The 21,422-nt window shown below is 61.4% G+C and carries 19 protein-coding genes and 1 tRNA gene; 9 read left to right on the forward strand and 11 right to left on the reverse strand.

Annotated features, from left to right (window positions below):
- Window positions 1-22: 22 nt before the first annotated feature.
- The gene (locus P0648_RS10530) at window positions 23-940 is read right to left on the reverse strand and encodes an NAD-dependent epimerase/dehydratase family protein (RefSeq protein ID WP_276247292.1); all 918 of its coding nucleotides are present in this window, start codon (window positions 938-940) and stop codon (window positions 23-25) included.
- Window positions 941-1,106: 166 nt separating this feature from the next.
- Here P0648_RS10530 and P0648_RS10535 point away from each other — a divergent pair, with 166 nt between their 5' ends.
- The 3 genes from P0648_RS10535 to P0648_RS10545 all read left to right on the forward strand — a co-directional run bounded on the left by P0648_RS10535 (window position 1,107) and on the right by P0648_RS10545 (window position 4,214).
- Window positions 1,107-1,640 (forward strand): Rrf2 family transcriptional regulator, encoded by a 534-nt coding sequence (locus P0648_RS10535; protein ID WP_276247291.1) that lies wholly within the window; start codon window positions 1,107-1,109, stop codon window positions 1,638-1,640.
- A 142-nt stretch (window positions 1,641-1,782) separates the two neighbouring features.
- Window positions 1,783-2,940 (forward strand): NAD(P)/FAD-dependent oxidoreductase, encoded by a 1,158-nt coding sequence (locus P0648_RS10540; protein ID WP_276247290.1) that lies wholly within the window; start codon window positions 1,783-1,785, stop codon window positions 2,938-2,940.
- Window positions 2,941-3,221: 281 nt separating this feature from the next.
- On the forward strand, window positions 3,222-4,214 hold the full coding sequence (locus P0648_RS10545) for an SMP-30/gluconolactonase/LRE family protein (protein ID WP_277503898.1): 993 nt from the start codon (window positions 3,222-3,224) through the stop codon (window positions 4,212-4,214).
- 9 nt (window positions 4,215-4,223) lie between these two features.
- Here the strand turns inward: P0648_RS10545 and P0648_RS10550 are convergent, their stop codons facing one another.
- The 3 genes from P0648_RS10550 to P0648_RS10560 all read right to left on the reverse strand — a co-directional run bounded on the left by P0648_RS10550 (window position 4,224) and on the right by P0648_RS10560 (window position 7,287).
- Window positions 4,224-5,042: a nucleoside phosphorylase gene (locus P0648_RS10550; RefSeq protein ID WP_369685318.1), complete on the reverse strand. Its 819-nt coding sequence runs from the start codon at window positions 5,040-5,042 to the stop codon at window positions 4,224-4,226.
- The gene (cdd, locus tag P0648_RS10555; protein WP_276247287.1) at window positions 5,039-5,425 is read right to left on the reverse strand and encodes a cytidine deaminase; all 387 of its coding nucleotides are present in this window, start codon (window positions 5,423-5,425) and stop codon (window positions 5,039-5,041) included. Before cdd ends, P0648_RS10550 begins: the two co-directional genes overlap by 4 nt.
- A 296-nt stretch (window positions 5,426-5,721) precedes the next feature.
- Window positions 5,722-7,287 carry a collagen-binding domain-containing protein gene (locus tag P0648_RS10560; RefSeq protein WP_277503903.1) on the reverse strand — a complete coding sequence of 522 codons (1,566 nt, stop codon included), beginning with the start codon at window positions 7,285-7,287 and terminating at the stop codon, window positions 5,722-5,724.
- Window positions 7,288-7,916: 629 nt separating this feature from the next.
- Here P0648_RS10560 and P0648_RS10565 point away from each other — a divergent pair.
- Entirely contained in the window at window positions 7,917-8,672 is a 756-nt protein-coding gene (locus P0648_RS10565) for an SDR family oxidoreductase (RefSeq protein WP_276247285.1), read from the forward strand.
- A 22-nt stretch (window positions 8,673-8,694) separates the two neighbouring features.
- Here P0648_RS10565 and P0648_RS10570 read toward each other — a convergent pair whose 3' ends face one another.
- From P0648_RS10570 to P0648_RS10595, 6 genes are all read right to left on the reverse strand, one after another.
- The gene (locus P0648_RS10570) at window positions 8,695-9,768 is read right to left on the reverse strand and encodes an ABC transporter permease (RefSeq protein ID WP_276247284.1); all 1,074 of its coding nucleotides are present in this window, start codon (window positions 9,766-9,768) and stop codon (window positions 8,695-8,697) included.
- Complete coding sequence (locus P0648_RS10575; protein ID WP_369685682.1) at window positions 9,765-10,919, reverse strand: ABC transporter permease; 1,155 nt, start codon at window positions 10,917-10,919, stop codon at window positions 9,765-9,767. The genes P0648_RS10570 and P0648_RS10575 overlap by 4 nt, the downstream gene beginning before the upstream one ends.
- Before the next feature lie 29 nt (window positions 10,920-10,948).
- Window positions 10,949-12,496, reverse strand: a complete 1,548-nt coding sequence (locus P0648_RS10580; RefSeq protein ID WP_276247282.1) for an ABC transporter ATP-binding protein — start codon at window positions 12,494-12,496, stop codon at window positions 10,949-10,951.
- Window positions 12,497-12,562: 66 nt separating this feature from the next.
- Window positions 12,563-13,678: a BMP family ABC transporter substrate-binding protein gene (locus P0648_RS10585; RefSeq protein ID WP_276247281.1), complete on the reverse strand. Its 1,116-nt coding sequence runs from the start codon at window positions 13,676-13,678 to the stop codon at window positions 12,563-12,565.
- Between the two features lie 63 nt (window positions 13,679-13,741).
- The gene (locus tag P0648_RS10590; RefSeq protein ID WP_277503907.1) at window positions 13,742-15,094 is read right to left on the reverse strand and encodes a phosphopentomutase/phosphoglucosamine mutase; all 1,353 of its coding nucleotides are present in this window, start codon (window positions 15,092-15,094) and stop codon (window positions 13,742-13,744) included.
- A 50-nt stretch (window positions 15,095-15,144) separates the two neighbouring features.
- Entirely contained in the window at window positions 15,145-15,603 is a 459-nt protein-coding gene (locus P0648_RS10595; protein WP_276247279.1) for a DUF5793 family protein, read from the reverse strand.
- A gap of 100 nt (window positions 15,604-15,703) precedes the next feature.
- Between P0648_RS10595 and P0648_RS10600 the strand changes: the two genes are divergently transcribed.
- The 4 genes from P0648_RS10600 to P0648_RS10615 all read left to right on the forward strand — a co-directional run bounded on the left by P0648_RS10600 (window position 15,704) and on the right by P0648_RS10615 (window position 20,712).
- Window positions 15,704-16,204: a hypothetical protein gene (locus tag P0648_RS10600; RefSeq protein ID WP_276247278.1), complete on the forward strand. Its 501-nt coding sequence runs from the start codon at window positions 15,704-15,706 to the stop codon at window positions 16,202-16,204.
- A gap of 81 nt (window positions 16,205-16,285) precedes the next feature.
- Window positions 16,286-17,941, forward strand: a complete 1,656-nt coding sequence (locus tag P0648_RS10605) for a type II/IV secretion system ATPase subunit (RefSeq protein ID WP_277503909.1) — start codon at window positions 16,286-16,288, stop codon at window positions 17,939-17,941.
- Window positions 17,938-20,028 carry a type II secretion system F family protein gene (locus P0648_RS10610; RefSeq protein ID WP_276247276.1) on the forward strand — a complete coding sequence of 697 codons (2,091 nt, stop codon included), beginning with the start codon at window positions 17,938-17,940 and terminating at the stop codon, window positions 20,026-20,028. The genes P0648_RS10605 and P0648_RS10610 overlap by 4 nt, the downstream gene beginning before the upstream one ends.
- Window positions 20,029-20,067: 39 nt before the next feature.
- Window positions 20,068-20,712, forward strand: a complete 645-nt coding sequence (locus P0648_RS10615; protein WP_276274881.1) for a class I SAM-dependent methyltransferase — start codon at window positions 20,068-20,070, stop codon at window positions 20,710-20,712.
- Here the strand turns inward: P0648_RS10615 and P0648_RS10620 are convergent.
- Complete coding sequence (locus P0648_RS10620) at window positions 20,699-21,100, reverse strand: universal stress protein (RefSeq protein WP_276247274.1); 402 nt, start codon at window positions 21,098-21,100, stop codon at window positions 20,699-20,701. The genes P0648_RS10615 and P0648_RS10620 overlap by 14 nt on opposite strands.
- A 205-nt stretch (window positions 21,101-21,305) precedes the next feature.
- Here P0648_RS10620 and P0648_RS10625 point away from each other — a divergent pair.
- Window positions 21,306-21,376: transfer RNA gene (locus tag P0648_RS10625), tRNA-Gly, on the forward strand.
- Window positions 21,377-21,422 lie beyond the last annotated feature (46 nt).

The following is a 21,422-nucleotide window of genomic DNA, read 5'->3' on the forward strand; positions in this document are numbered from 1 at the left end:
ACGGGTGCAAAAAGGGACGCGATTACTGATATTGCTCGCAGACGAGTCGGAGGCCGTCTTCGAAGGAGATGGCCGGTTCCCAGTCCGTCGCCTCGCGCATCTTCGATGGGTCCGCCATCGTGTCGTGGACGTACACGTCCTCGCCGATGGGATTCTCGATGTACTCGGGCTCGATGTCCGTACCGAGAATCTCGTTTAGTTTCGAGACGAGGGTATTGATGGTGTAGCTCTCACCCGTGCCAAGGTTGTAAATGCCGGTGAGCTGGTGGTCTGCGGCGAGTTCGAGACCGCGGACGATGTCGTCTACGTGGGTGAAATCTCGCGTCTGGGTGCCGTCGCCGTAGATGACCGGCGCGTTTCCGTGGGCGAGTTCGTCTGCGAACTGGGCGATGAGGTTCGCGTACTCGCCTTTGTGCTCCTCAGCGCCGCCGTAGCCCTGGTAGACCGAGAAAAATCGCATCCCGGCCATGTGCATGTCGTAGTGGTAATCGAAGTACTCGGCGTAGCGTTCGCGGGCGAGTTTCGACGCCTCGTAGCCGGTTCGCGCGGTGACGTCCATCGACTCCGGCGACGGTTCCGTTCGGTTCCCGTAGATGGAGGACGTAGAGGCGTAGACGACGGTGTCACACCCGTCGTTTCGCGCCTGGTCGACTGTGTTCACGAAGCCTTCGACGTTGACCCGAGCACCCTTGACGGGATCCTCCTCGTGCATCGCGTACGAGGAGAGTGCGGCGAGGTGGAACACCACGTCCACGTCGGTCGGGAGGTCGTCGTCTACGGCGCTCGCTTCGACGAACTCGACCGCGTCATCCAGATTGTCGGGCGTACCGAGATAGAGGTCGTCGATGGCGACGACGTCGTTGTGTTTCGCGAGATGATTCGCGAGGTTCGAACCGATAAATCCCGCCCCACCCGTGACGAGAACGCGCTTGCCGTTCATTATACAAGTTAGATATGTGTGTCCTCAAAGAAGTACCGGTACGGCATGTTACTCGACTGGTATCCCATCGCCTGCAGGCAATTCTTGTCGAGAAACCAACCCGTGAATCGCCGATTTATCACGGAGTATCCGCCGCATTTAAGGAAATCTATCACGAAAGGCGTCTATGTCATCGATAGAGCTGACCCCAAGCCAGAAACGAATCCTTTCTGCCCTGATCAATCTCCACCGGGAGACGGAAGATGCTGTAAAAGGCGAAGACATCGCGGCGGAAGTCGACCGCAATCCGGGCACTATCCGTAACCAGATGCAGAGTCTGAAGGCCCTCCAACTGGTAGAGGGCGTCCCTGGCCCGAAGGGCGGCTACAAGCCGACGGCCAACGCCTACGAGGCACTCGAAATTCAGGACATGGACCAGCCAGCAGAGGTCCCCCTGTTCCACAACGGTGAGGCCGTAGAGGGCGCGAACGTCACGCAGATTAACCTCTCGAGCGTCCACCACCCCGAACTCTGCCGCGCGGAGATTTCGCTTCGTGGCTCCATCCGCGAGTTCCACGAAGGCGACGAAGTCGTCGTCGGCCCAACGCCGCTGTCGAAACTCGTCATTGAGGGCGTCGTGGACGGAAAGGACGACACGGACAACGTCCTCATCCTGACCATCGACGACATGAAAGCGCCCGTCGGCGAACCGAAGAAGTAACCCTCTCTCTCTCTCTCCTTGCTTTCTCGCCAACCAGTGAGTAGTGACACCCTGGTTCATGGTGGCAATATTCGCAGAAACCCGGCTACAACGGCGTGTCGATTCCAAAGCCTTTGTATCGCAGGACTTCCGAGATGCCACCATGACCGAGAACATCGTGGTCATCGGCGCAGGATACGCCGGTGCTGCCGCGATTCAGAGCCTGGAAGCCGAGGTTGACAACGCCGATATCACGTGGATTTCGAAGGAGGACTACCACCTCGTCCTCCACGAGGTCCACCGCTGCATCCGCGACCCGAGCGTCCGAGACAAGATTTCGCTCCCCGTCGCGGACATCAAATCGCCACGCACGCGATTCATCAAGGCTGAAGTCGAGTCCGTAGACACAGACGACCGAGAGATTACGCTGGACGACGACTCCACCGTCGAATACGACTACCTCGTCGTCGCCCTCGGGTCGAAGACGGCCTACTACGGCATCCCAGGCTTAGAAGAGAACTCCCTCACGCTGAAAGGCTTAGACGACGCCCTCGAAATCCACAACCAGGTCAAGGAGGCCGCCCGCGAAGCCTCCCGCAACGACCCCGCGAAAATCGTCATCGGCGGCGCAGGCCTGTCGGGCATCCAGACCGCGGGCGAAATCGCGGAGTTCCGCGACATGCACCGCGCTCCAATCGAGATTTACCTCGTCGAGGCGATGGAGGAAATCTTCCCCGGGCAGGACCCAGAGGTCCAGGGCGCACTCCGCAAGCGCCTCCTCGATGCCGACATCAACATCCTCACGAACGACCCAATCACGGAAGCCGCGGAGGACACCATCTACTTCGACGAAGGCGAACCCCTCGAATTCGACGTGTTCGTCTGGACTGGCGGCATCACGGGTCAGGACGCCCTCGAAGTGGCAAACGTCGAGAAGAACCACAACCGCGTCAACGCAGACGCGACCTTCCAGACCTCCGACGAGCGCGTGTTCGCGCTCGGTGACTCGGCTATCGTCGAGCAACTCAACTCAGAGCGCCCCGCCCCACCGACGGCACAGGCCGCCTGGCAGGCCGGCGGCGTCGTCGGCGAGAACGTTGCCCGTGCGATGCGCGGGCAGGCCCTCAACTCCTGGAGCTACAAAGACAAGGGGACGGTCGTCTCCGTCGGCGACGACGCCGTCGCCCACAACGTCATGATGGTCCCAATCGGCACGTTCGGCGGCCCGGCCGCCCGCGTTTTGAAGAAGTCCATCGCGACGCGCTGGATTGCAGACATCACCTCGGTCGGACGCGCGATGTCCGCCTGGGGCGACATGTAACGTTCGGTAAGTGACGTTTTCCGGTTCTATTTCCACTCGTGAGTGCCATTCCAAGATAGAGGACTGGCTCGATATTAGACGGCTTTCAGAACGGTTCTCACCGTTTCTGACCGACAACTCGCAATCGTCGGAAAAACCGGTCACTCGCGATTAACGGCCTGTTTCTCGCGTGCTCCTGTCATAACAATACTGTCTAGTGCCGACATCTAGCATAGGTGCCAGAATCGCGCCGGGCAGGTGAGCATTGGTGCGGCCGCTGGGGCCACGAGGTGAGGGATACAATGACAGCAGCTACAACGCGGAGAACCGTTCTCAAAACGATTGGCGCGGGTGGATTCATCCTGGCGATAGGGAGTGCGAAGGCGGCAGAACACGTCAAGATTCTCTTCGAGTTCGACCCCGCGCAGGGGCAGTTCCCGGAGAACCTCGCAATCGACCCACGAGGAACCATCTATCTCGGCATCGCGACCATTGGCCAGCTCTGGAAAATTGCACGAGGAAGCGACACACCTGAGGTACTCGCCTCGTTCGAGGTCGGCGACCAGTTCGGTATCCTCGGGGTGAACGTGAACGCTCGGGGAACCGTCCACCTGTGTCTGTTGACCGGCGTCGGCGAGGGTGACGACTCAGCCGACACGCACGGCATCTGGCAGGTGGAACGCGACGGGACGAAGTCGCTCTATGCCGCGCTTCCAACCGACACGTTCCCGAACGACCTGACGCCGTTCAGAGACGGGTTCCTCGTCTCCGACACCACTGCTGGGGCAATCTGGTACGTCACGGAGGGGAATGCCACCCCATGGGTCGTCTCAGACCTCCTCACGGGTACGGGCGATTTCGACTTCGGGTTCCCGCTCGGAGCCAACGGCCTCGTCAGTTGCCGGGATAGCGCTATCTACGTCGTCGTCACGGAGCGAGATTACCTCGCCAGAATTCCGGTCAACCGGGACGGCAGCGCGGGGACGCCCGAGGTGTACGCCCAAGACCCACAGCTGGTTGGCGGCGACGGAATTACCCTCGACAATCGGGGCAACTTCTACGTCGCAGTAATCGGTCAGAATACCGTCGTCCGGGTGAATCGTGACCGGAGCGTCGATACGCTGGCGACTGCCGAGAACGGGCTCGACGGGCCCTCTGACGTGGCCTTCGGGACGACCGGTGGTGACCAGAAATCGCTGTTCATCACGAACTTCGCGTTCCTCACGCCGGAGAATCAGAAGCCAGGATTGGCAAAACTCGATGTCGGCGTGCCCGGACGCCCGATGACTGGGTAACCCAGACGCTCAGTCGAGCGCGAGACCCGGGTGCCACTGGGCGGCACCGGCCTCGTTTGCGGCTTCGTCCATCTTCGCGAGCAGTTTCACGGCGAGTGAAGCAGTCTCCGCGGCGCGTCCCTCACCCTCGGTCCGGAACTCGCCGGTCGTCCGGTTGGCATACACCGTACAGACCGCCCCCGAACGCAGGCCGTAGATGTTCGCGATGGTCATGATGGCGGCGGCCTCCATCTCGATGTTCTTGACGTTCGCGTCCTTCAGTTCCTGAATCATCTCCTCGGCACCGCGAGCCTCGAAGCCCTCGAACCCGGGCCGACCCTGTCCGGCGTAGAAACTGTCCGCGGACATCGTGATGCCGGTGTGGTAGTCATAGCCGAGGCGTTCTGCGGCGGCAATCAGCGCCATAACGACCTGCTGGTCTGCGACGGCGGGGTAGTCCTCGCGGACGTACTCCTTGCTCGTGCCTTCCTGTCGGACGCCGCCCGTGGTAATCACGAGGTCGCCGACGTCCATCTCGGGCTGGATTGCGCCACAGGAACCGACGCGAATGAAGGTGTCCACGCCGATGCGGGCGAGTTCCTCGACGGCGATGGCGGCAGAGGGGCCGCCGATGCCCGTGGAGGTCACGCTAATCGGTGCGCCGTCGTAGGTGCCCGTCGCGGTGCGGTACTCGCGGTGTGCGCCGCGAATCTCCGCGTCGTCCCAGAACGTCGTGATTTTCTCCAGTCGGTCCGGGTCGCCGGGGAGGAGCACGGCGTTCGCCACGTCGTCGGAACCGACGCCGATGTGGTACTGGACGTCGTCGTTGGGGTCTTCTGCGTCCATTATTTCAGATGCCCTTCGGTGATGGTGTTCGGAAGGAGTTCGCCGAGCGTGTACTCGGTCACGCTGTCGCCCTCGTCACAGAGCACGACGAGGTCCTTGTCACAGAACTCAGAGAGCGTCTGGCGGCACATGCCACACGGCGTGACGCCGTCGCGTCGCCCGGAACTGACTGCGATGCGAGCGAACTCGCGGTGGCCGTTCTTCACGGCCTCGGCAATGGCGACCTCCTCTGCGTGCAGGGAGTTCGAGTAGTTCGCATTTTCGAGATTACAGCCGGTGAACACGATCCCGTCCGCGGTTTCGAGAGCCGCACCCACGCGGTAGTCGGAGTACGGCACGTGCGCGGCCGCCTGAATATCGCGGGCCGCTTCGATGAGGGCGTTCATGAACTGACGTTGGGTGAGGCGGTAAAAATAGCCTCTGTAATGGAGTCGCAAATCGGTGCGCTGAGCGCACCAGTGGCCGCCGACCGGGTGAACCCACCCGGCGGCGTGCCGGAGAGAAATCAATGGCCGCCCCGTGGAGGTTTCGCTCCCGGAGCGTCGTTCCCGAAAGGGATTTTATGGCCGTCTCGTAGAGCTGATTGACTCCCGAGACGTCTCGTGCGAATGTCGAGCGTCGCCACTGGATTGGTTCCTGTGGCGACCTCGTGAAGTTTGGTGAAACTGGTGCGCGTGGTCGCTTATTCGAGTTCGACCGTGACGGTGCGTTCCGTGCCAAGCAGGAATTTTACCGGCGGGAGCGTCGTGTTCGGTTTGACGTAATCCCATTCGTAGGTCGGTGCCTTGTAGGCAGTTCCACCAAGGAGTGCCCGGTCAAAGTGGATACCGGCGTTTGACTGGAGGTCCGCAAGATAACCCACCACTGCACCGTAGACGTGCGTGTCAGACTTGATGATGATGGTCGCCCCAGGAGCATAGACGATGCCCGTAAATTCTGAACCTCCTTCAAAGGTCACAGCAGCTGAATCGAGGTTGAACATCCAGAACTGGATTGCATTGTCGTTCGGTATTTCGACGGTGCTTTGTTTGATGCCGATATCGCCGCCGGCCATGTAGATGAACACTTTTCCGTCACCGATGATCTGTATCGTTCCTTTGTCTGCCTCGAATTTCATGCCGTCATCGATTGCGAGTTCGATGTCCCCCTTCGTCGTGTCGAGCGTCATCGTCTTTTTCACGTTCACGGTCTGATTGACGTAGTAACTCCCTGCAGAGAGTTCACAGTCGTTCGTGCAATCAAGTTCTATATCGTTGGCATCGACCGTAATACTGCTAGCATTGTCATTATCATTGTCCTCTTTAATGCGAGTGATGTGCCCCACAATCATCGCATCGATTGGTTCGAGCGTCGGCAGTCCGGAGGTGAACTCAGTGTCAATGGCACCGGTAATGTCACCAGGATTGTTATTCTCCACAACAGCCGCAGTGACGTTTCCATACACACCTGCAGGATTGTTTAATTTCAACGGTCCACCGATAACGACGTCTGCCCCGCTCGTCATATTCGACGAATCGTAGCCACCGACCCGCGAATCGTAACTATCAATCGTTGAATGCGAGTTGAGGTGCGTTGTTTGTAACATCGTGTCGGAGTACAGCGCGGCCGTGATCACATTGATGCGCGGGTCGCTTCCGCCTACTGCCACTGCGGTACGGTCGTACGGTGTGAGTGAGACGCGGACAGTTTTCGTGTCGTGGTTGTACTCAGCAGATTGACCGAGTTCTGCAGAGAGGTAGCGGCCCCACGCCTCGTAGTACTCACTCTGGATTTCGATTTCTAGCGTGCCGTTGAATGCTGGATTTCGGAACTCCTGACCGTTCGGGTAGACTGCCATCTTATTTGGATAGATTGCCTGCGAGCGCGTTGTTTTCGTCACCGCTGCCGTCGTTGCACCCGAAACAGCTGCAGTACCCTCGATTTTCGTCACTGGAACGATGAGTGTATACTCGTCTTCCTCAGAACCGGAGTCGGATTTAAGCGTCTGGTACTGGTAGCCAATGTCAGGAGCAGAGATCATCATTGAGCTTCCGCTCTTGTCGAACCGCCAGACACCGCCGCCCTGATAGGCAATCTCTGTTTCGTCAGTGACGTAAATGATGGCCCCAAGATCGGACGTATAGATGTCTGCGTCTCCCCCTTCTCCATCGTAGTCGAGGTGGCGAATCGTGATGTGACCCGCCGTTTCATCGACGTAGTACTGACCCTTGCTTTGCGCGAGCGCAACGCTCATGCGTTCGTCACTCATGCCGACGGTTTCGACGCGACTCGCAATCTGAACCATCCCAATCTCTACCTTGCTGACGTCGGCTTCGCCCTGCATATTTTCTAACGCAGGCGACCCCACGTACAGGACCGCTGCAGACCCGGCGATGGTCATCCCAAACACGAGCACGATACCGATAATCGGCGATATCGCTCTGTCGTCAAAATCGATACGCACACTCGTGGGTACGTACTTCGTAATTCTACTCGCGATAGCCGCGAGGCTCAATCCTCCCCCAAGGACGTTAATGCGAACCATATGTTCCCCCTTTCCCGACTGTCCCAAACGCTGACTGATAATATAAACCTACCGTACGGTTAATTGGCTGGTGATTGCGGGAGTCGAGCCACAAAGTCGAACGAAAACCAATCGACTGAGACACCTCGAATAGCGACATATGCCCTATTCTGTGCATTCGATCCACCGAAGTAATATTCTCTAGAGAGTGCCCCAGTAGTCTCTCGATAAGGCATGAAATAGTAAATTTTCAGTCAGATGTTGCCGTTATCGAAACTTCTCGAACGTCAGACGGAGGCCCGATTTGCGGAATCGAATCCCTGCGAATACTCATAGGCATACATGTCCATTGTTAACGTGGAGGTAGCCACGAAATGAACGGAATCGAGGGGAAGGTAGCAATAGTCACCGGCGCGAGTTCGGGAATCGGTCGGGCGACCGCAGAACGCTTTGCGGCCGAAGGGGCCAAAGTCATAGTCGCGGACGTTGTCGAAGACGGGGGTCGTGAGACGATCGAACGCATCACCGATGCGGGCGGCGACGCCACGTTCGTCCGCGTAGACGTGACCAGCGACGAGGACGTGAAAACCATGGTCGAGACGGCGCTCGACACCTACGGCGGACTCGACTTCGCGCACAACAACGCCGGCATCGAGGGAGAGATGGCTCCGCTCGCCGACACTGCGGACGACGATTGGAGTCGCGTCATCGACGTGAACCTGGGCGGGGTCTGGCGCTGTATGAAACACGAAATCCCGGTGATGGTAGACCGCGGCGGTGGGAGCATCGTGAACACATCGTCCGTCGCCGGACTCATGGCCGCGGGCGGCGCACCGTACGTCGCGAGCAAACACGGCGTCATCGGCCTCACCCGGGTCGCCGCCGTCGAGTACGCGAAACAGGGAATTCGGGTGAACGCAGTCTGTCCCGGCGTCGTGGACACGCCCATGGTCCAGCGTGCGGGTGAAGAAACCCCGGAGCAGATCGAACAATTCGTCGCCATGCAACCGCTCGGAAGGATGGCAGAACCCGAAGAGATTGCGAGCGCCGTCGTCTACCTCTGCAGCGACGACGCGTCGTTCATCACGGCACACCCACTCCCGGTCGATGGTGGGCTCATGTCCATCTGAACGACCGGAAAACCTGATTTTTTCAGTCTTCGCCGGAATCGTAGTGCTCGCCGGCCGCCGCTGGCAGGCGCGTGCGTCCGACGAGAGCGAGCACGACGATGACGAGGACGAACGGAATCATCTGGATGAGCGACTTCGGAATCCCGATGCCGAGAATCTGCAGGCGGAACTGCAGGGCTTCGAGCGTCGCGAACAGCAGCGATGCCCCGAACGCGCCGACCGGGTTGTAGTTCCCGAACAGGTAGGCGGTAATCGCGATGAAGCCGCGACCGTTGACGATGGTCGCGCCGCCACCGGTGAACTTCCCGACGAGAACGAGCGAGAGCGCCGCCCCGCCGATACCCGTGAGCGCACCCGAGAGCAGGACGCTGCCGTAGCGCACTCGGCGCACGTCGATGCCGGCGGTGTCGAGAGCCTTCGGGTTCTCGCCGCTCGCGCGAATCCACTGCCCGAACGCGGTGTGATACAGGAAGTACCACGAAGCGGGCACGGCGACGAGCAGCATGTACACCGTCGGATTCGCGTCGAACAGAATCGGCCCAACGACCGGAAGTTGCGAGAGCCCCGGAATCGCTACCGTGTTCAGCGTCGAGACGGACGGCGAGTCGAACTGGCTGAACAACACCTGTGCGGCGAACGGGCCGAGTCCGAGGGCGATGAGCCAGACGGCGAGGCCGGCGATAATCTGGTCGGCTTCTAAGTCGATTGTGACCACGGCGAACAACAGCGAGAGCAGGACACTCGCGAGCACGCCGATGAGGAAACCGACCCACACCATGCTCTGGGAGGCGGATCCGGGGTCGCCGGTCAGTAGGGCGATGCTCGCCGCCCCAGCGAACGCCGAGACGATGAGCAGGCCCTCCAGTCCGATGTTGATGACGCCGGACTTCTCAGCGAACAGGCCACCGAGAGCGGCGAAGGCGATTGGAACCGCCGTCCGGAGCGCGGCCGAAGCGAGATTGCCGTCGATGAGTCCGAACACGTCGCCTGCGGTCTCCGGGGCGGTAATCGCGAGCACGGCGACCGCAAGCAAGAACAGTGCCAGTGCGCCGAGCCCGACTTTGCTGCGAGTGTCGAGATGGTTCAGTCGGTTCATGTGTCTTCACCTCCGTCGGTCGTGACGGCCATGTCAGAACCGACGTTGAAGCGGGTGCCGAACATGCGGAAGAACTCCGGCATGGCGACGAACAGGATGATGAGCCCCCGGAGGACGCCCACCAACTGCGAGGGAACGTCGAGGTTGAAGTCGATTGCGATGCGACCTACCTTGAGGATGCCAAAGAGGAACGCCGCGAAGATGGCCCCGACGGGGTTGTTGCCTGCGAGGATGGAGACGGTGATGCCGTCGAAGCCGAACGCGGGCGCGGTTGGCAGCCAGCGGCCGGTCACCATCAGAATGTAGACGGCTCCGGCGATGCCACCGAGCGCCCCCGAGAGGGCCATCGACAGCACGGTCATCTTCTTCGCGTTGACACCGCTGTAGGCGGCCGCTCCCTCCTGGATGCCGCTTATTCGCAGGTCGTAGCCGAACGCGGTCTTCACGAGCAGCCAGCTAATCGTGGCGACAAGCGTCAGCGCCAGTGCGAGGGCGATGAACGAGAAGTCCCCCGGCAACACAGAGGAGTCGAGCATCGCGAAGTCCGGCACCTTCGCCGTCTGCGTGTTGTTCGTGCTGTTCGGGTCCTTGAACCACGTCGAGACGATGAGCAGGGCGAGGAACGTCGCGATGAAGTTCAGCATGATGGTCGTGATGACCTCGTTTGCCTCTGCGTAGGCCTTGAGTGCGCCGGGAATCGCGCCGTACAGGCCGCCGACGAGCGCGCCTGCGAGCAGACCAAGCGGAATCAGGATGAGCGCACCCACGGCATTCGCTGGGACAGCCGGCGCGAGCAGTGGGACGACGATGGCCGTCGCCATCGACCCCATCACGAACTGTCCCTGCGTCCCGATGTTGAACAGGCCAGCGCGGAACGCGATGGCCACGGACAGCCCCGTGAGCAGGAGGATGGTCGTCTGCTGGAGCGTTTCACCGAACACGCCCGGTCCAGAGAACGGGCCGAGGAAGAGTTCGACGTACACCGAGACCGGGTTGTAACAGGAATAGCCCACGCCGGGGAAGAACAGAACCGGCTGAGAACACTGCGCGACGAACCCGGCGACGAGTACGACGACGCCACCGACGAGAATCGACGCGACGAGTGCGGCGATGCTGATGGCGATGCGTTCGAGATTCGAGGCGGTCGTCATGCGTGCGACGGCGGCCTCGAACTGCTGTTTCACGGCTGGTCACCTCCGTCGAATCCGGCGGGGTACTCCCCTGCCATGAGCAAGCCGAGGTCCTCTTCGGTCACGTCGTCTGGGTCTACGATTGCCATGAATTCACCGTCGTGCATCACCGCGAGTCGGTCAGAAAGTTGCGTGACCTCTTCGAGTTTCGAGGAGACGAGCAACACCGCCGTTCCGTCGTCTCGCAGGTCGATGAGCCGGTCGTGGATGAACTCGATGGAACCGACGTCCACGCCGCGTGTCGGGTGGGCCGCGACCACGAAGTCGGGGTTGCGCTCGAACTCGCGCCCGACGATGAACTTCTGCTGGTTCCCACCGGAGAGCGACTCGGCGGTCGCCCGCTTGTCTGGCGGTCGCACGTCGTACTTGTCGATGATGTCACCTGCGTGTTGCGCCGTGTACGACCAGTCGATTCGCCCGCCGCGCGAGAACGGTTCTGTGTGCTGGTTGCCGAGGACCGCGTTCTGAACGAGATCGTAGTCCATGACGACACCGCTCTCCTGGCGGTCCTCCGGGATGTAGGACATGCCCTGCGCGATGCGCTCGCGCCGTGGCATGTCGGTGATGTCCGCACCCTGATAGACGATGGTTCCTTCGTCGACCGACGAGAGCCCGGTGACGGCGTTGATGAGTTCCGACTGACCGTTGCCGTCCACGCCGGCGATGCCGAACACCTCGCCCGCCCGCACCTCGAAGTCGAGGGCGGAGAGTTTCGGGACGCCGCGGTCGTCGCGAACGTGCACGTCGTCGACGCCGAGAATCTGCTCACCCGGGTCGGCAGCAGTCTTGTCGACTTCGAGCATGACCTCACGGCCGACCATCAGTTCCGCGAGTTCCTCGCGGCTGGTCGCGTTCGCGTCCACGCTGCCGACGTTCTTCCCGTCGCGGAGGACGGTGATGTCGTCTGCGGCCTCCATTGCCTCGCCGAGTTTGTGCGAGATGAAGATAATCGTCTTGCCCTGGGCGGTCAGTTCGTCGAACACGGTGAACAGTTCCTCTACCTCCTGTGGCGTGAGGACGGCCGTCGGTTCGTCTAGAATGAGGATGTCCGCGCCGCGGTAGAGAGCCTTCAGAATCTCGACGCGCTGTTGTTCTCCGACGCTCACGTTCTCGAGCGTCGCGGTGGGGTCTACGTCGAAGCCGTATCTGTCTGCGAGTTCGGTGACCTCTGCGACTGCCTGCTGTCGGTCCATCGAGAGCCCGAACCACTTTCTGGGCTCGTTTCCGAGGACGACGTTGTCGGCGACGGGCATCGGGTCGACCAGCATGAAGTGCTGGTGAATCATTCCGATGCCGGCGTCGATGGCATCGCGTGGGGAGGAGAACTCGCGGGGCGTGCCGTTTATGCTGACGGCCCCCTCATTCGGTCGATACAGCCCGTAGAGAACGTTCATCAGGGTCGTCTTTCCGGCCCCGTTCTCACCGAGAAGCGCGTGAACGCTCCCCTGCTCGACGGTCAGGTCGACATTGTCGTTGGCAACTACGCCCGGAAACCGCTTCGTAATCCCGGCTAGTCGTACTGCTGGTGTCTCACTCATTGAAATAGGTTGCGCAGCTTTGCCCGAGGGTTCGAAAGGTTCGGGCAAGTATTGTACGGTTTCCGATTACAGCTCTGACGGAACCGTAATCTCACCGTCGATGATCTGCTGTTTGCTCTCTTCGAGCTTGCTCTTTACGTCCTCTGGGATGGCGCTGCCGAGTTCCTGCCCGTAGACGGCCTCGACACCTTCTTCCTTGAGCCCGAGGCGGTTCTCGACGCCGCCTTTGAAGTTACCGTTGACGACGGCCTCGACCGACTCGTAGACGGCGAGGTCGACGTGCTTGACCATGCTCGCGAGGATGACGTCCTTGTACTCCGCGTTGGATTTCGACTGGTCTGCGTCGACGCCCATCGCGAAGCCACCAACCTGACGGGCCGCCTGGAAGACGCCGAGGCCCGTGCCACCGGCCGCGTGGTAGACGATGTCCGCACCGTTGTCGTACATCGAGAGCGCGATCTCTTTCCCCGTCGCAGGGTCGTTGAACGCACCCGCGTAGGCGGACTGGACTTCGATGCTGTCGTCGTAGTGAGCGACGCCAGCCTGGAAGCCAGCGAGGAACTTCTTGATGAGCGGAATCTCGAACCCGCCGACGAAGCCGACGGACTTCTGGTCTGGTTTCGTCGAACTCTCACCGGCGCTGAACTCCTGGGTGGAGAGCAGTGCAGAGAGGTAGCCAATCTGGAACGAGCCCTGGTGTTCCTTGAAGCGGTAGTTTGCGACGTTCTCCAAGAGTTTTCCGTCCTCGGTCTGAGCGGTCTCGTCGATGAGAATCCAGTTCTGGTCGGGGAACTCCTGGGCGTTCGTGACCATGCCGTCTTTCTGGACGAAGCCAACGCCCGTGATGAGGTCGAAGGTTCCTTCCTGTGCGAAGCGCTTCTGGAGGCTCCCGACCTGCGAGGCCTCTTCTGGCTCTGCGTTCTGGTACTCGACGTTGTATTCCTTTGCCGCCTGCTGGACGCCCTGGTGGGCCATGTCGTTGAACGACTTGTCACCGAGGCCGCCCGTGGCGTAGACCATCCCAACGTTGACGGGGTCTTCGCCGCCGTCGCCGTCTCCGTTGCCCGTGTTGTTGTTATTGTTGTCACCCGCGTCGTTGTTCGGATTTGTCGTACACCCAGCGAGGCCCACTGCCCCGAGTGCACCCGTTGCTTTGAGGAATCGTCGTCGGTCGACAGGCATATCTCACAAAAGCAGGCAAGAACTGTATAAATCGTTCGTTTTGAATGTGCGCGCTGTCGCAGATTAGCGCCCTGCAACCGCCGTTTTTACGATTTCGATAACCTCGGAAACAAGGGTGTCTACGTCGTCGCTTTCTGCGTACACTCTGACATACGGCTCGGTCCCGCTCGGGCGCACGAGCACCCACGACCCGTCTTCTCGTTCGAGGCGGACGCCGTATTCTGTATCCACCGTCGCTTCGGGGAATGCCGCGGGTAGCGTCTTTGCCAGCTGGCCCATCGTCGCAGCTTTCCGGTCGTCCGGGCACTCAGTGCTGACCTTGCGGTACGGCCGTTCTGTGACCGGTTTGCGAAGTGCGTCGAGGCCGTGTGCCGCCACGAGACGGGCGAACACCGCCGCACTCGCTGGGCCGTCTATCCAGCCGCCGAACTGCGTGTGGATGTGTTTCCACGGTTCTGCGGCGAAGACGACGCTCGTCCCGTCCTCGCCGGCGTCGAGTGCGCTCGCGATGCCCTCGTGGAGTGCGCCGAGTCGAACCCGTTCGACGCGGCCTCCGGCCTCGCGGACACGCTCGTCGATGCGCGCGGAGGCGTTCGGCGTGGTCACGACCACTGGGTCGGCGACGTCGCTCGCACGGACATAGTGCTCTGCGAGGATGGCGACGACAGTGTCCTCGTGGACGATATCTCCGTCGCCGTCCAGAAACACGGCGCGGTCGGCGTCGCCGTCGTGCCCGATGCCGAAGGCGAAGTCGCCGTCAGCGAGGAACGCCCGCAGGTCGGCTAGCGTCTCCGGCGTTGGCTTGCTCTCGCGACCCGGGAAGCGCCCGTCCACGTTTCCGTTCAGGGTGACGACGTGCGCACCGAGTTCGCGGAGCACCTGCGGCGTCGCGAGGGCGGACATTCCGTTGCCACAATCGACGGCGACCTTGAGCCCGTCGAGCGGCTCGCCCATCGCCTTCGCGTATTCGACGACGGCGTCACAGTAGGCCGACAGGGGTTCGATGGCGCTCGCGGTGCCCCACTCGTCCCACTCGACCGGCGACTGGCCCGCTTCGACGCGCTCTTCGATGCGCCGCTCTGCGTCACGGTCGTACTCGACGCCGTCACGAAAGAGTTTGATGCCGTTGTCCTGGGGCGGATTGTGGCTCGCTGTAATCATCACGCCGTGACGGCCCTGTGAGGCGAACGCGAGTGCCGGAGTCGGGAGTTGTCCGGCCCGGTAGACGGTCGCACCCGCGCTTTCGAGACCCGCCTCGATGGCGGCGGCGAGCGCGGGACCCGTCTCTCGGCCGTCACGCGCAACGACGAATTCGTCGTGTTCGTCACCGGCGGCGCGGCCGACTGCGAGCGCCAGCGACGGCGTTACTCGGTCGCGGGCACTTCCGCGAATCCCCGCCGTTCCGAATAGTTCCATACCTCGAATTCCCGCGGTGGCTATTTATTTCCACGCAGTTTCCGTCGCCCTCAGAGTTCGACACCGCTCGGAATGAGGCTGTGCTGGTGGAGGAGGTCACCCGCGTGGCCGTAAACGAGGAACGTCGATTTGTCCATCTCGATGCGGTCGTCCCCGACGTCCACGACGAGGGTATAATTGCTGTCACCGTCGCTCAGGTTGCCGTATCGACGGGCCGCACGGATGAACCGGAGGACCCCTTCCGTCGCGACGTTCACTTCGAGAAGGAACTCGCCTGTCGTTCGGTTCGACACGGCGAGCACGCCCGCTGTGTCGTCGGCTTCGAGTGGATTTCTGAGTCGGAACGATACGTCGATGCTGTCCTGGTCGAACGGCGCGTCGTCGCGGCCAGAGAGCCGGTCGTCGAACTTCTCCCGGGGTCCGGTGAAGGAAATCGAGAGCGTTGGTTGGTCGTCTGGGGACCCACCATCGAGGTTCGAAAATGACGCCCCGAAATAGTCACGCCTCATCTTCGTGTGCTATATGGACGCACACCCTAAGTACGTACCGCCTCCGTCAGACGCCCGTCTTGCGGTAGTTTTTACCCGATGGACAGTGCCGATTTGTGTAATGGCCTGGGTAAATGAGGACTACGCGAACGAACTCGCGGTGCTGGCGACGTGGCTGTCGGCGCTGATGCCGTGGTCGTTCTCGGTCGCCTCCCTCGACATCGGGACCGTCGTCGTCATTCGGTTCCTATTCTTCCACGTACAGTACATCTTCGGCATCTCCTTTGGCGAACAGGAACAGATTCTGTTTACCGTTCTCGAACTGCAGTCCTTTTACGAGAACGCACAGACCATCCTCGCCCAGCAAATCTGGCTCGTCGGTGCGTTCGTGTTCTTCCTCGCGCTCGTCGTGAGTATCGCGCTCTACCTCGCTGAGGACACTGTCGAAGCGGGACCAGTGGACCCCGTTCGCGCCATCGGCGGCCTGTTGCTCGTTACGGGCCTCGTGCTCACCGTGGCGACGGCACTCCTCTTTCAGTCGTTCATCGGCATCGCCGTCCCCCTCGGGGCGCTGTTTTTCCTCGTCTTCGGGGCGACACTGCTGCGGGTCGAGCGGGCCTGATTTTGGGTCGGATTTATGTAGTTTCCGCCGCACAGTCATGACAGTAACCGACCGCCCGTGCGGGGCGTCAGTGGGGATTTCATGGCAGGACAACGACCGACAGACACGGACACACACGACGCCTACGAACCCGAATCGAGTGCCCTGAGCCAGTTTCAAAACTGGCTGTCACGCGCTTCGAAGATGCTTTCCGGGTCGTCGCTCGAACTCGAAAACTACGACCCGAACGAGGATGGCCCGCTCGTCACCTACGACGGCCTGGATGGCTGGGAAGAAATCGACCGCTACTGGGTGAACGCTCCGTTCGCGTTCGTCACGATTCTGTTCAACCCGGCGGCGAACGACCACCGCTATCACGTCGTCGAACCCGACCTCTCGCCAGTCGAAGCGCGCCTGCTCGAAACGCTCGTCGACGACATCCGTGACCCGCTGCTGTACCGGAAGACCGGCGAACACTCGCCCGAAGACGTGCTGAAAGACGAACTGCGAAAACGCTTGGAGGAGTACGGCGTCTCCGTCGAGATGACGACGTTCTACCGCCTCTTTTACTACCTCTATCGCTCGTTTCTGGGCTACGGAAAGCTCGACCCGGTCATGCACGACCCGCACGTAGAGGACATCTCGTGTGACGGGTACGACATCCCGCTGTTCATTTACCACGACCAACAGGACAACATCGAGACGAGCATCAGCTTCCAGCGCGACGAACTCGACAACTTCGTTATCCAACTCGCCCAGCGCTCGGGCCAGCACATCTCTATCGGGTCGCCGGTGGTGGGTACCACGCTCCCCGACGGCAGTCGTGCCGAACTCGTCATTGGCCAGGAGGTGACGCCGCGCGGTTCTGCGTTCACGATTCGGCGCTACGCCGAAGACCCGCTCACGCCCATCGACCTCATCAACTACGGGACGTTCACGCTCCGCCAGATGGCCTATCTGTGGCTCGGTATCGAGAGCGGCAAATCGCTCATCTTCGCTGGCGGGACGGCCTCCGGGAAGACCACCTCGATGAACGCCGTCTCGATGTTCATCCCGCCGCGAGCGAAGGTGCTCACCATCGAGGACACTCACGAACTCGCGCTGTACCACGAAAACTGGCTCTCCTCGGTCACCCGCGACCGACTGGACGCGGGAGCCGACATCACGATGTTCGACCTGTTGCGCTCTGCGCTGCGCCACCGCCCCGAGTACATCATCGTCGGCGAGGTGCGCGGCGAGGAGGCGATGACGCTGTTTCAGGCGATGAACACCGGCCACACCACCTACTCGACGATGCACGCAGACAGCGTCCAGACGGTCATCAACCGTCTCGAAAACGAACCCATCAACGTCCCCCGGCAGATGGTCCAGTCGCTCGACATCCTCTGTATCCAGTCGCTCGTCAGAATCGACGGCGAGCGCTCGAGACGTAACCGGACCATCGCAGAGATAGAGGGAATTAACCAGCGAACCGGCGAACTCGACTACTCGACGGCGTACACCTGGAATCCGAGCACCGACACCGTCACCGAGGGGACGAGCACTGTGCTCGACGAGATACGCGACGAGCGCGGGTGGTCACAGGCGCAGTTGCTCTCGGAGCTCAGGAATCGGCGGCGCTTCCTCGAACACCTGCGCGAACAGGGGGTGTCCGACTACCGGCAGTTCACCGCGGAGGTCAACGAGTACTACGCCGACAAGGCAGCGGTTCTGGCGAGAATCGACGCCGAGAAGGCACCCGCCCCCTCGGCAGAATGATGCTCAAGACTCTGCTCTCCGTCGCGCCGCTGGTCGGCAGCGTCGCCCTCCTCGCGATGCTCGTGGCGACGCCCTACAGTAACTGGCTCGACCGCTTGTTCACGCGGCTCGCGCTCGCTACCTTCGGGAACTACGTCCAGAACGTCGGCAATCGGCTGGCACGACGCCGAACCCTCCAGCGGGCGCAAATCGACATCCCCTACCGGGTGTTCGCTTCGAAGACGCTGCTCTACAGTGGCACTATCGCCGTCGTGTCTGCGATTCTCGGGATTTACGTCGCCGTTTTCGTGCTCTTCGTCATCTCCGTGTCGAGTGGCCTCATCGTCGAACAGGTCCCTGCACTGGGGATGCTCAGCCGTATTCCCGGCGTGCAGATTCCCGAGATTCGGCGGTTCGTCGTCCTGTTCGCCCTCAGCGCCACCGCCGCGCTTCTCGGTGGATTCGTCACCTACCGCCTTCGCTGGGGTGTTCCCGCCGCCCACGCGGACGGTCGCGAGCGCAGAATCGACGAGAGCATCGCTCGGACCGTCGCGTTCATGTACGCCCTCTCTCGGGGTGGGATGGCGTTTCCGAAGATTCTGCGCGCGCTCAGAGACAACAGTTCGGTGTACGGCGAATCGGCGGAGGAGCTGGCCGTCGCGACCCGCGACATGGACCTGCTTGGCGCGGACATTCTCACTGCGATTCAGCGGGTGTCTCGCCGGACGCCGAGCACGGAGTTGAAGACGTTTCTGGAGAACGTTTCGAGCGTCCTGCAGAGCGGTCAGCACGTTCCCGACTTCCTCCGTGAAGAGTACGAACGGCGAAAGCAGGAAGCGGAGTCGCGACAGTCGTCGTTCCTCGAACTGCTCGCCGCGTTCGCGGAGGGGTACGTGTCGGTGCTGGTCGTCGGACCGCTGTTCCTAATTACCGTGTTGCTCATCATCGGTCTCGTGAGTGGCGGCACGCTGCTCGCTTTGCAGGTGGTCGTCTACGTCCTCGTCCCACTGGCGACGATAGCGTTCATCCTCTACCTCGACCGGTTTACCACCGCCACGGGCGGTCCACGCATCTCCCACGATTCGACCACCCAGCCGCTCGCCGTCACCGGCGTTCGAACGACCCGCTCACCCGACGCGGCCCGGCCACTGACCGACGGTGGCTACGCGCACTCGCCGCGCGACCGAGAACTCCTCGCGCAACTCGAACTGTACGAACGGTTCCGGACCGTCGCCCGGACCCTCGAACGTCCGGTACAGACCGTGTTCGAGCGGCCGTTCGTCCTCCTCTACGCGACGATGCCGCTCGCAGCGCTCTGGGTGATGATTATTATCTGGCCCGCAGTGCTCGGCGGCACGGTGGCCGTAGCCGGCCTCGACGACGTGTTGATACAGGGCGTATTGTTCGTAATCGCGACGTTTGCAATCGTCTGGGAGGTTCACGCCCGTCGGCGGGCCGCCATCGAGAACGCCATCCCCGAACTGTTCGAACGCCTCGCCAGCCTCAACGAGGCGGGCATCTCGGTCGTCGGTGGGATCGAAAAAATCCGCCAGAACGACCTTGGTGCGCTTGACACAGAGATGACGCGCATCTGGCACGACATCAACTACGGCGCGGACGTGGAGACGGCCCTCCATCGCTTCGAATACCGGGTGCGCGCACCGAGCGTGACCAGAGCGGTGACGCTCATCTCGAACGCCATTCGCGCGAGCGGTGACATCGCGCCCGTGCTCAGAATCGCCGCGGACGAGGCGCGGTCGATTCAGCAGTTAGAAGAAAAACGCGAACAGGAGATGATGGTTTACCTCATCATCACGTACATCTCGTTTCTCGTCTTCCTCACCATCGTCTACGTGATGGTGAGCGTGTTCATCCCGAGCATCCCGTCGGGCGACCTCGTCAACTCGGTGGGACTGGCCGGTCAGGCCGCCGGCATCACCGACGCAGAGAAACTGCAGTACGAGATGATTTTCTTCCACGCTGCGCTGTTACAGGGGTTCTTCTCGGGACTCGTCGCTGGCCAAATGAGCGAGGGGACGGTCAGGGCCGGTGCGAAACACGCCACCATCATGCTGCTCATCGCCTACGGGATGTTTCTCGTCCTCTGAGAAGGCAACACGGAAGGCTGTCCAGAAGTTGGTTTGCTCATGGACCGGTCACGCAAGGCGGTCAAAGACACCTACGACCGCATCGCGGCCCATTTCTCGAAAACTCGCGAGTACGCCTGGCCGGAGGTGGCGTCGTTTCTCGACGCCCAGCCACCCGCCGAGACGGCCCTCGACATCGGCTGTGGAAACGGCCGACACACGGAACTGCTCGCGGAGAAGGCGACGCGAGCCATCGGTCTCGACGCGAGTATCGGCCTGCTCGGCGAGGCGCGAGCACGGGCCACAGACCGCGGGTTCGACGCCGCGTTCGTCGCCGGCGACGCCGCCAGCCTCCCGTTCGCCGCAAATAGCATTGACCTCGCACTCTACGTTGCGACCCTGCACCACCTCCCAGAACGCTCGCTGCGCCGGGCGAGTCTCGACGAACTCGCTCGCGTCCTCGAACCGGAGGCCCGGGCGCTCGTGAGCGTCTGGTCGACTGCCCACGACGCCTTCGACCACGACGGCCCGGAAGGCTTCGATACCCTGGTCGATTGGACGCTGCCCGGTGGCGAGACTGTCCCGCGATTCTACCACATCTACGCGCCGGCCGAATTCGATGCCGACTTCGCGGCGAGCGACCTTCGCGTAGTGTCGAACGAACTCTCTAGTGGCAACTGCTACACAGTCGTCACGCCGGAATGACCGTCACCGGGATTTCCGCCCCTTTGACGACGGTCTCTGACGTGCTGCCGAGAATTATCTTCTCTAACATACCGGTTTCGCCGTGCCGCCCGACGACAATCTGGTCTGCGCCGCGCTCGGTCGCGAGTTCGACGATTCGCTGCCCCACGCGAACAGAGGCCTTCGGCGTATCGAGTCCGAGATTGGTGACGACCTCCGGTTCAGTATCGATCCCGGCGTCGGCGAGCATCTCGCGTGCCTTCGCGACGAGCGCCTCGGTCGCGTCGGTCTTGAAATCCGTGACGTGGACCACGTCGAGTTCGACCCCGCCCATCTCGTAGAGGTCCAGTGCGTACGAAAGCGCGGTGAAACTGCACTCGGAACTGTCGATGGCGACCAGGATTCGCATACCTCAGTAGACGATTGCCACGTACAAAACGTTCGTGCGAAAAAAGAAACACCCTTAACGGGGCACGGTTTAGACCTATCTGCGACACACGATTACCGCGTCCGACCTGGGCGGGTCGGACACGGCGTGGATCATATCGTTCGCGTACTCGGGCTTTGGCTCGACTACGCGCTTTCGTGTCGTGTGAGCGCCAAAACCGTAACACGCGGGGTTGGTCTAGTGGTATGACTAAAGCCTTCCAAGCTTTCGACGCGGGTTCAATTCCCGCACCCCGCACTTCACAATTCTTCGTGAGCGTGTCGTATGCAGCGGTACGTTCCTC

Source organism: Haladaptatus sp. DYSN1, assembly GCF_029489995.1.
In the GTDB taxonomy this organism is placed as follows: Archaea; Halobacteriota; Halobacteria; order Halobacteriales; family Halococcaceae; genus QDMS2.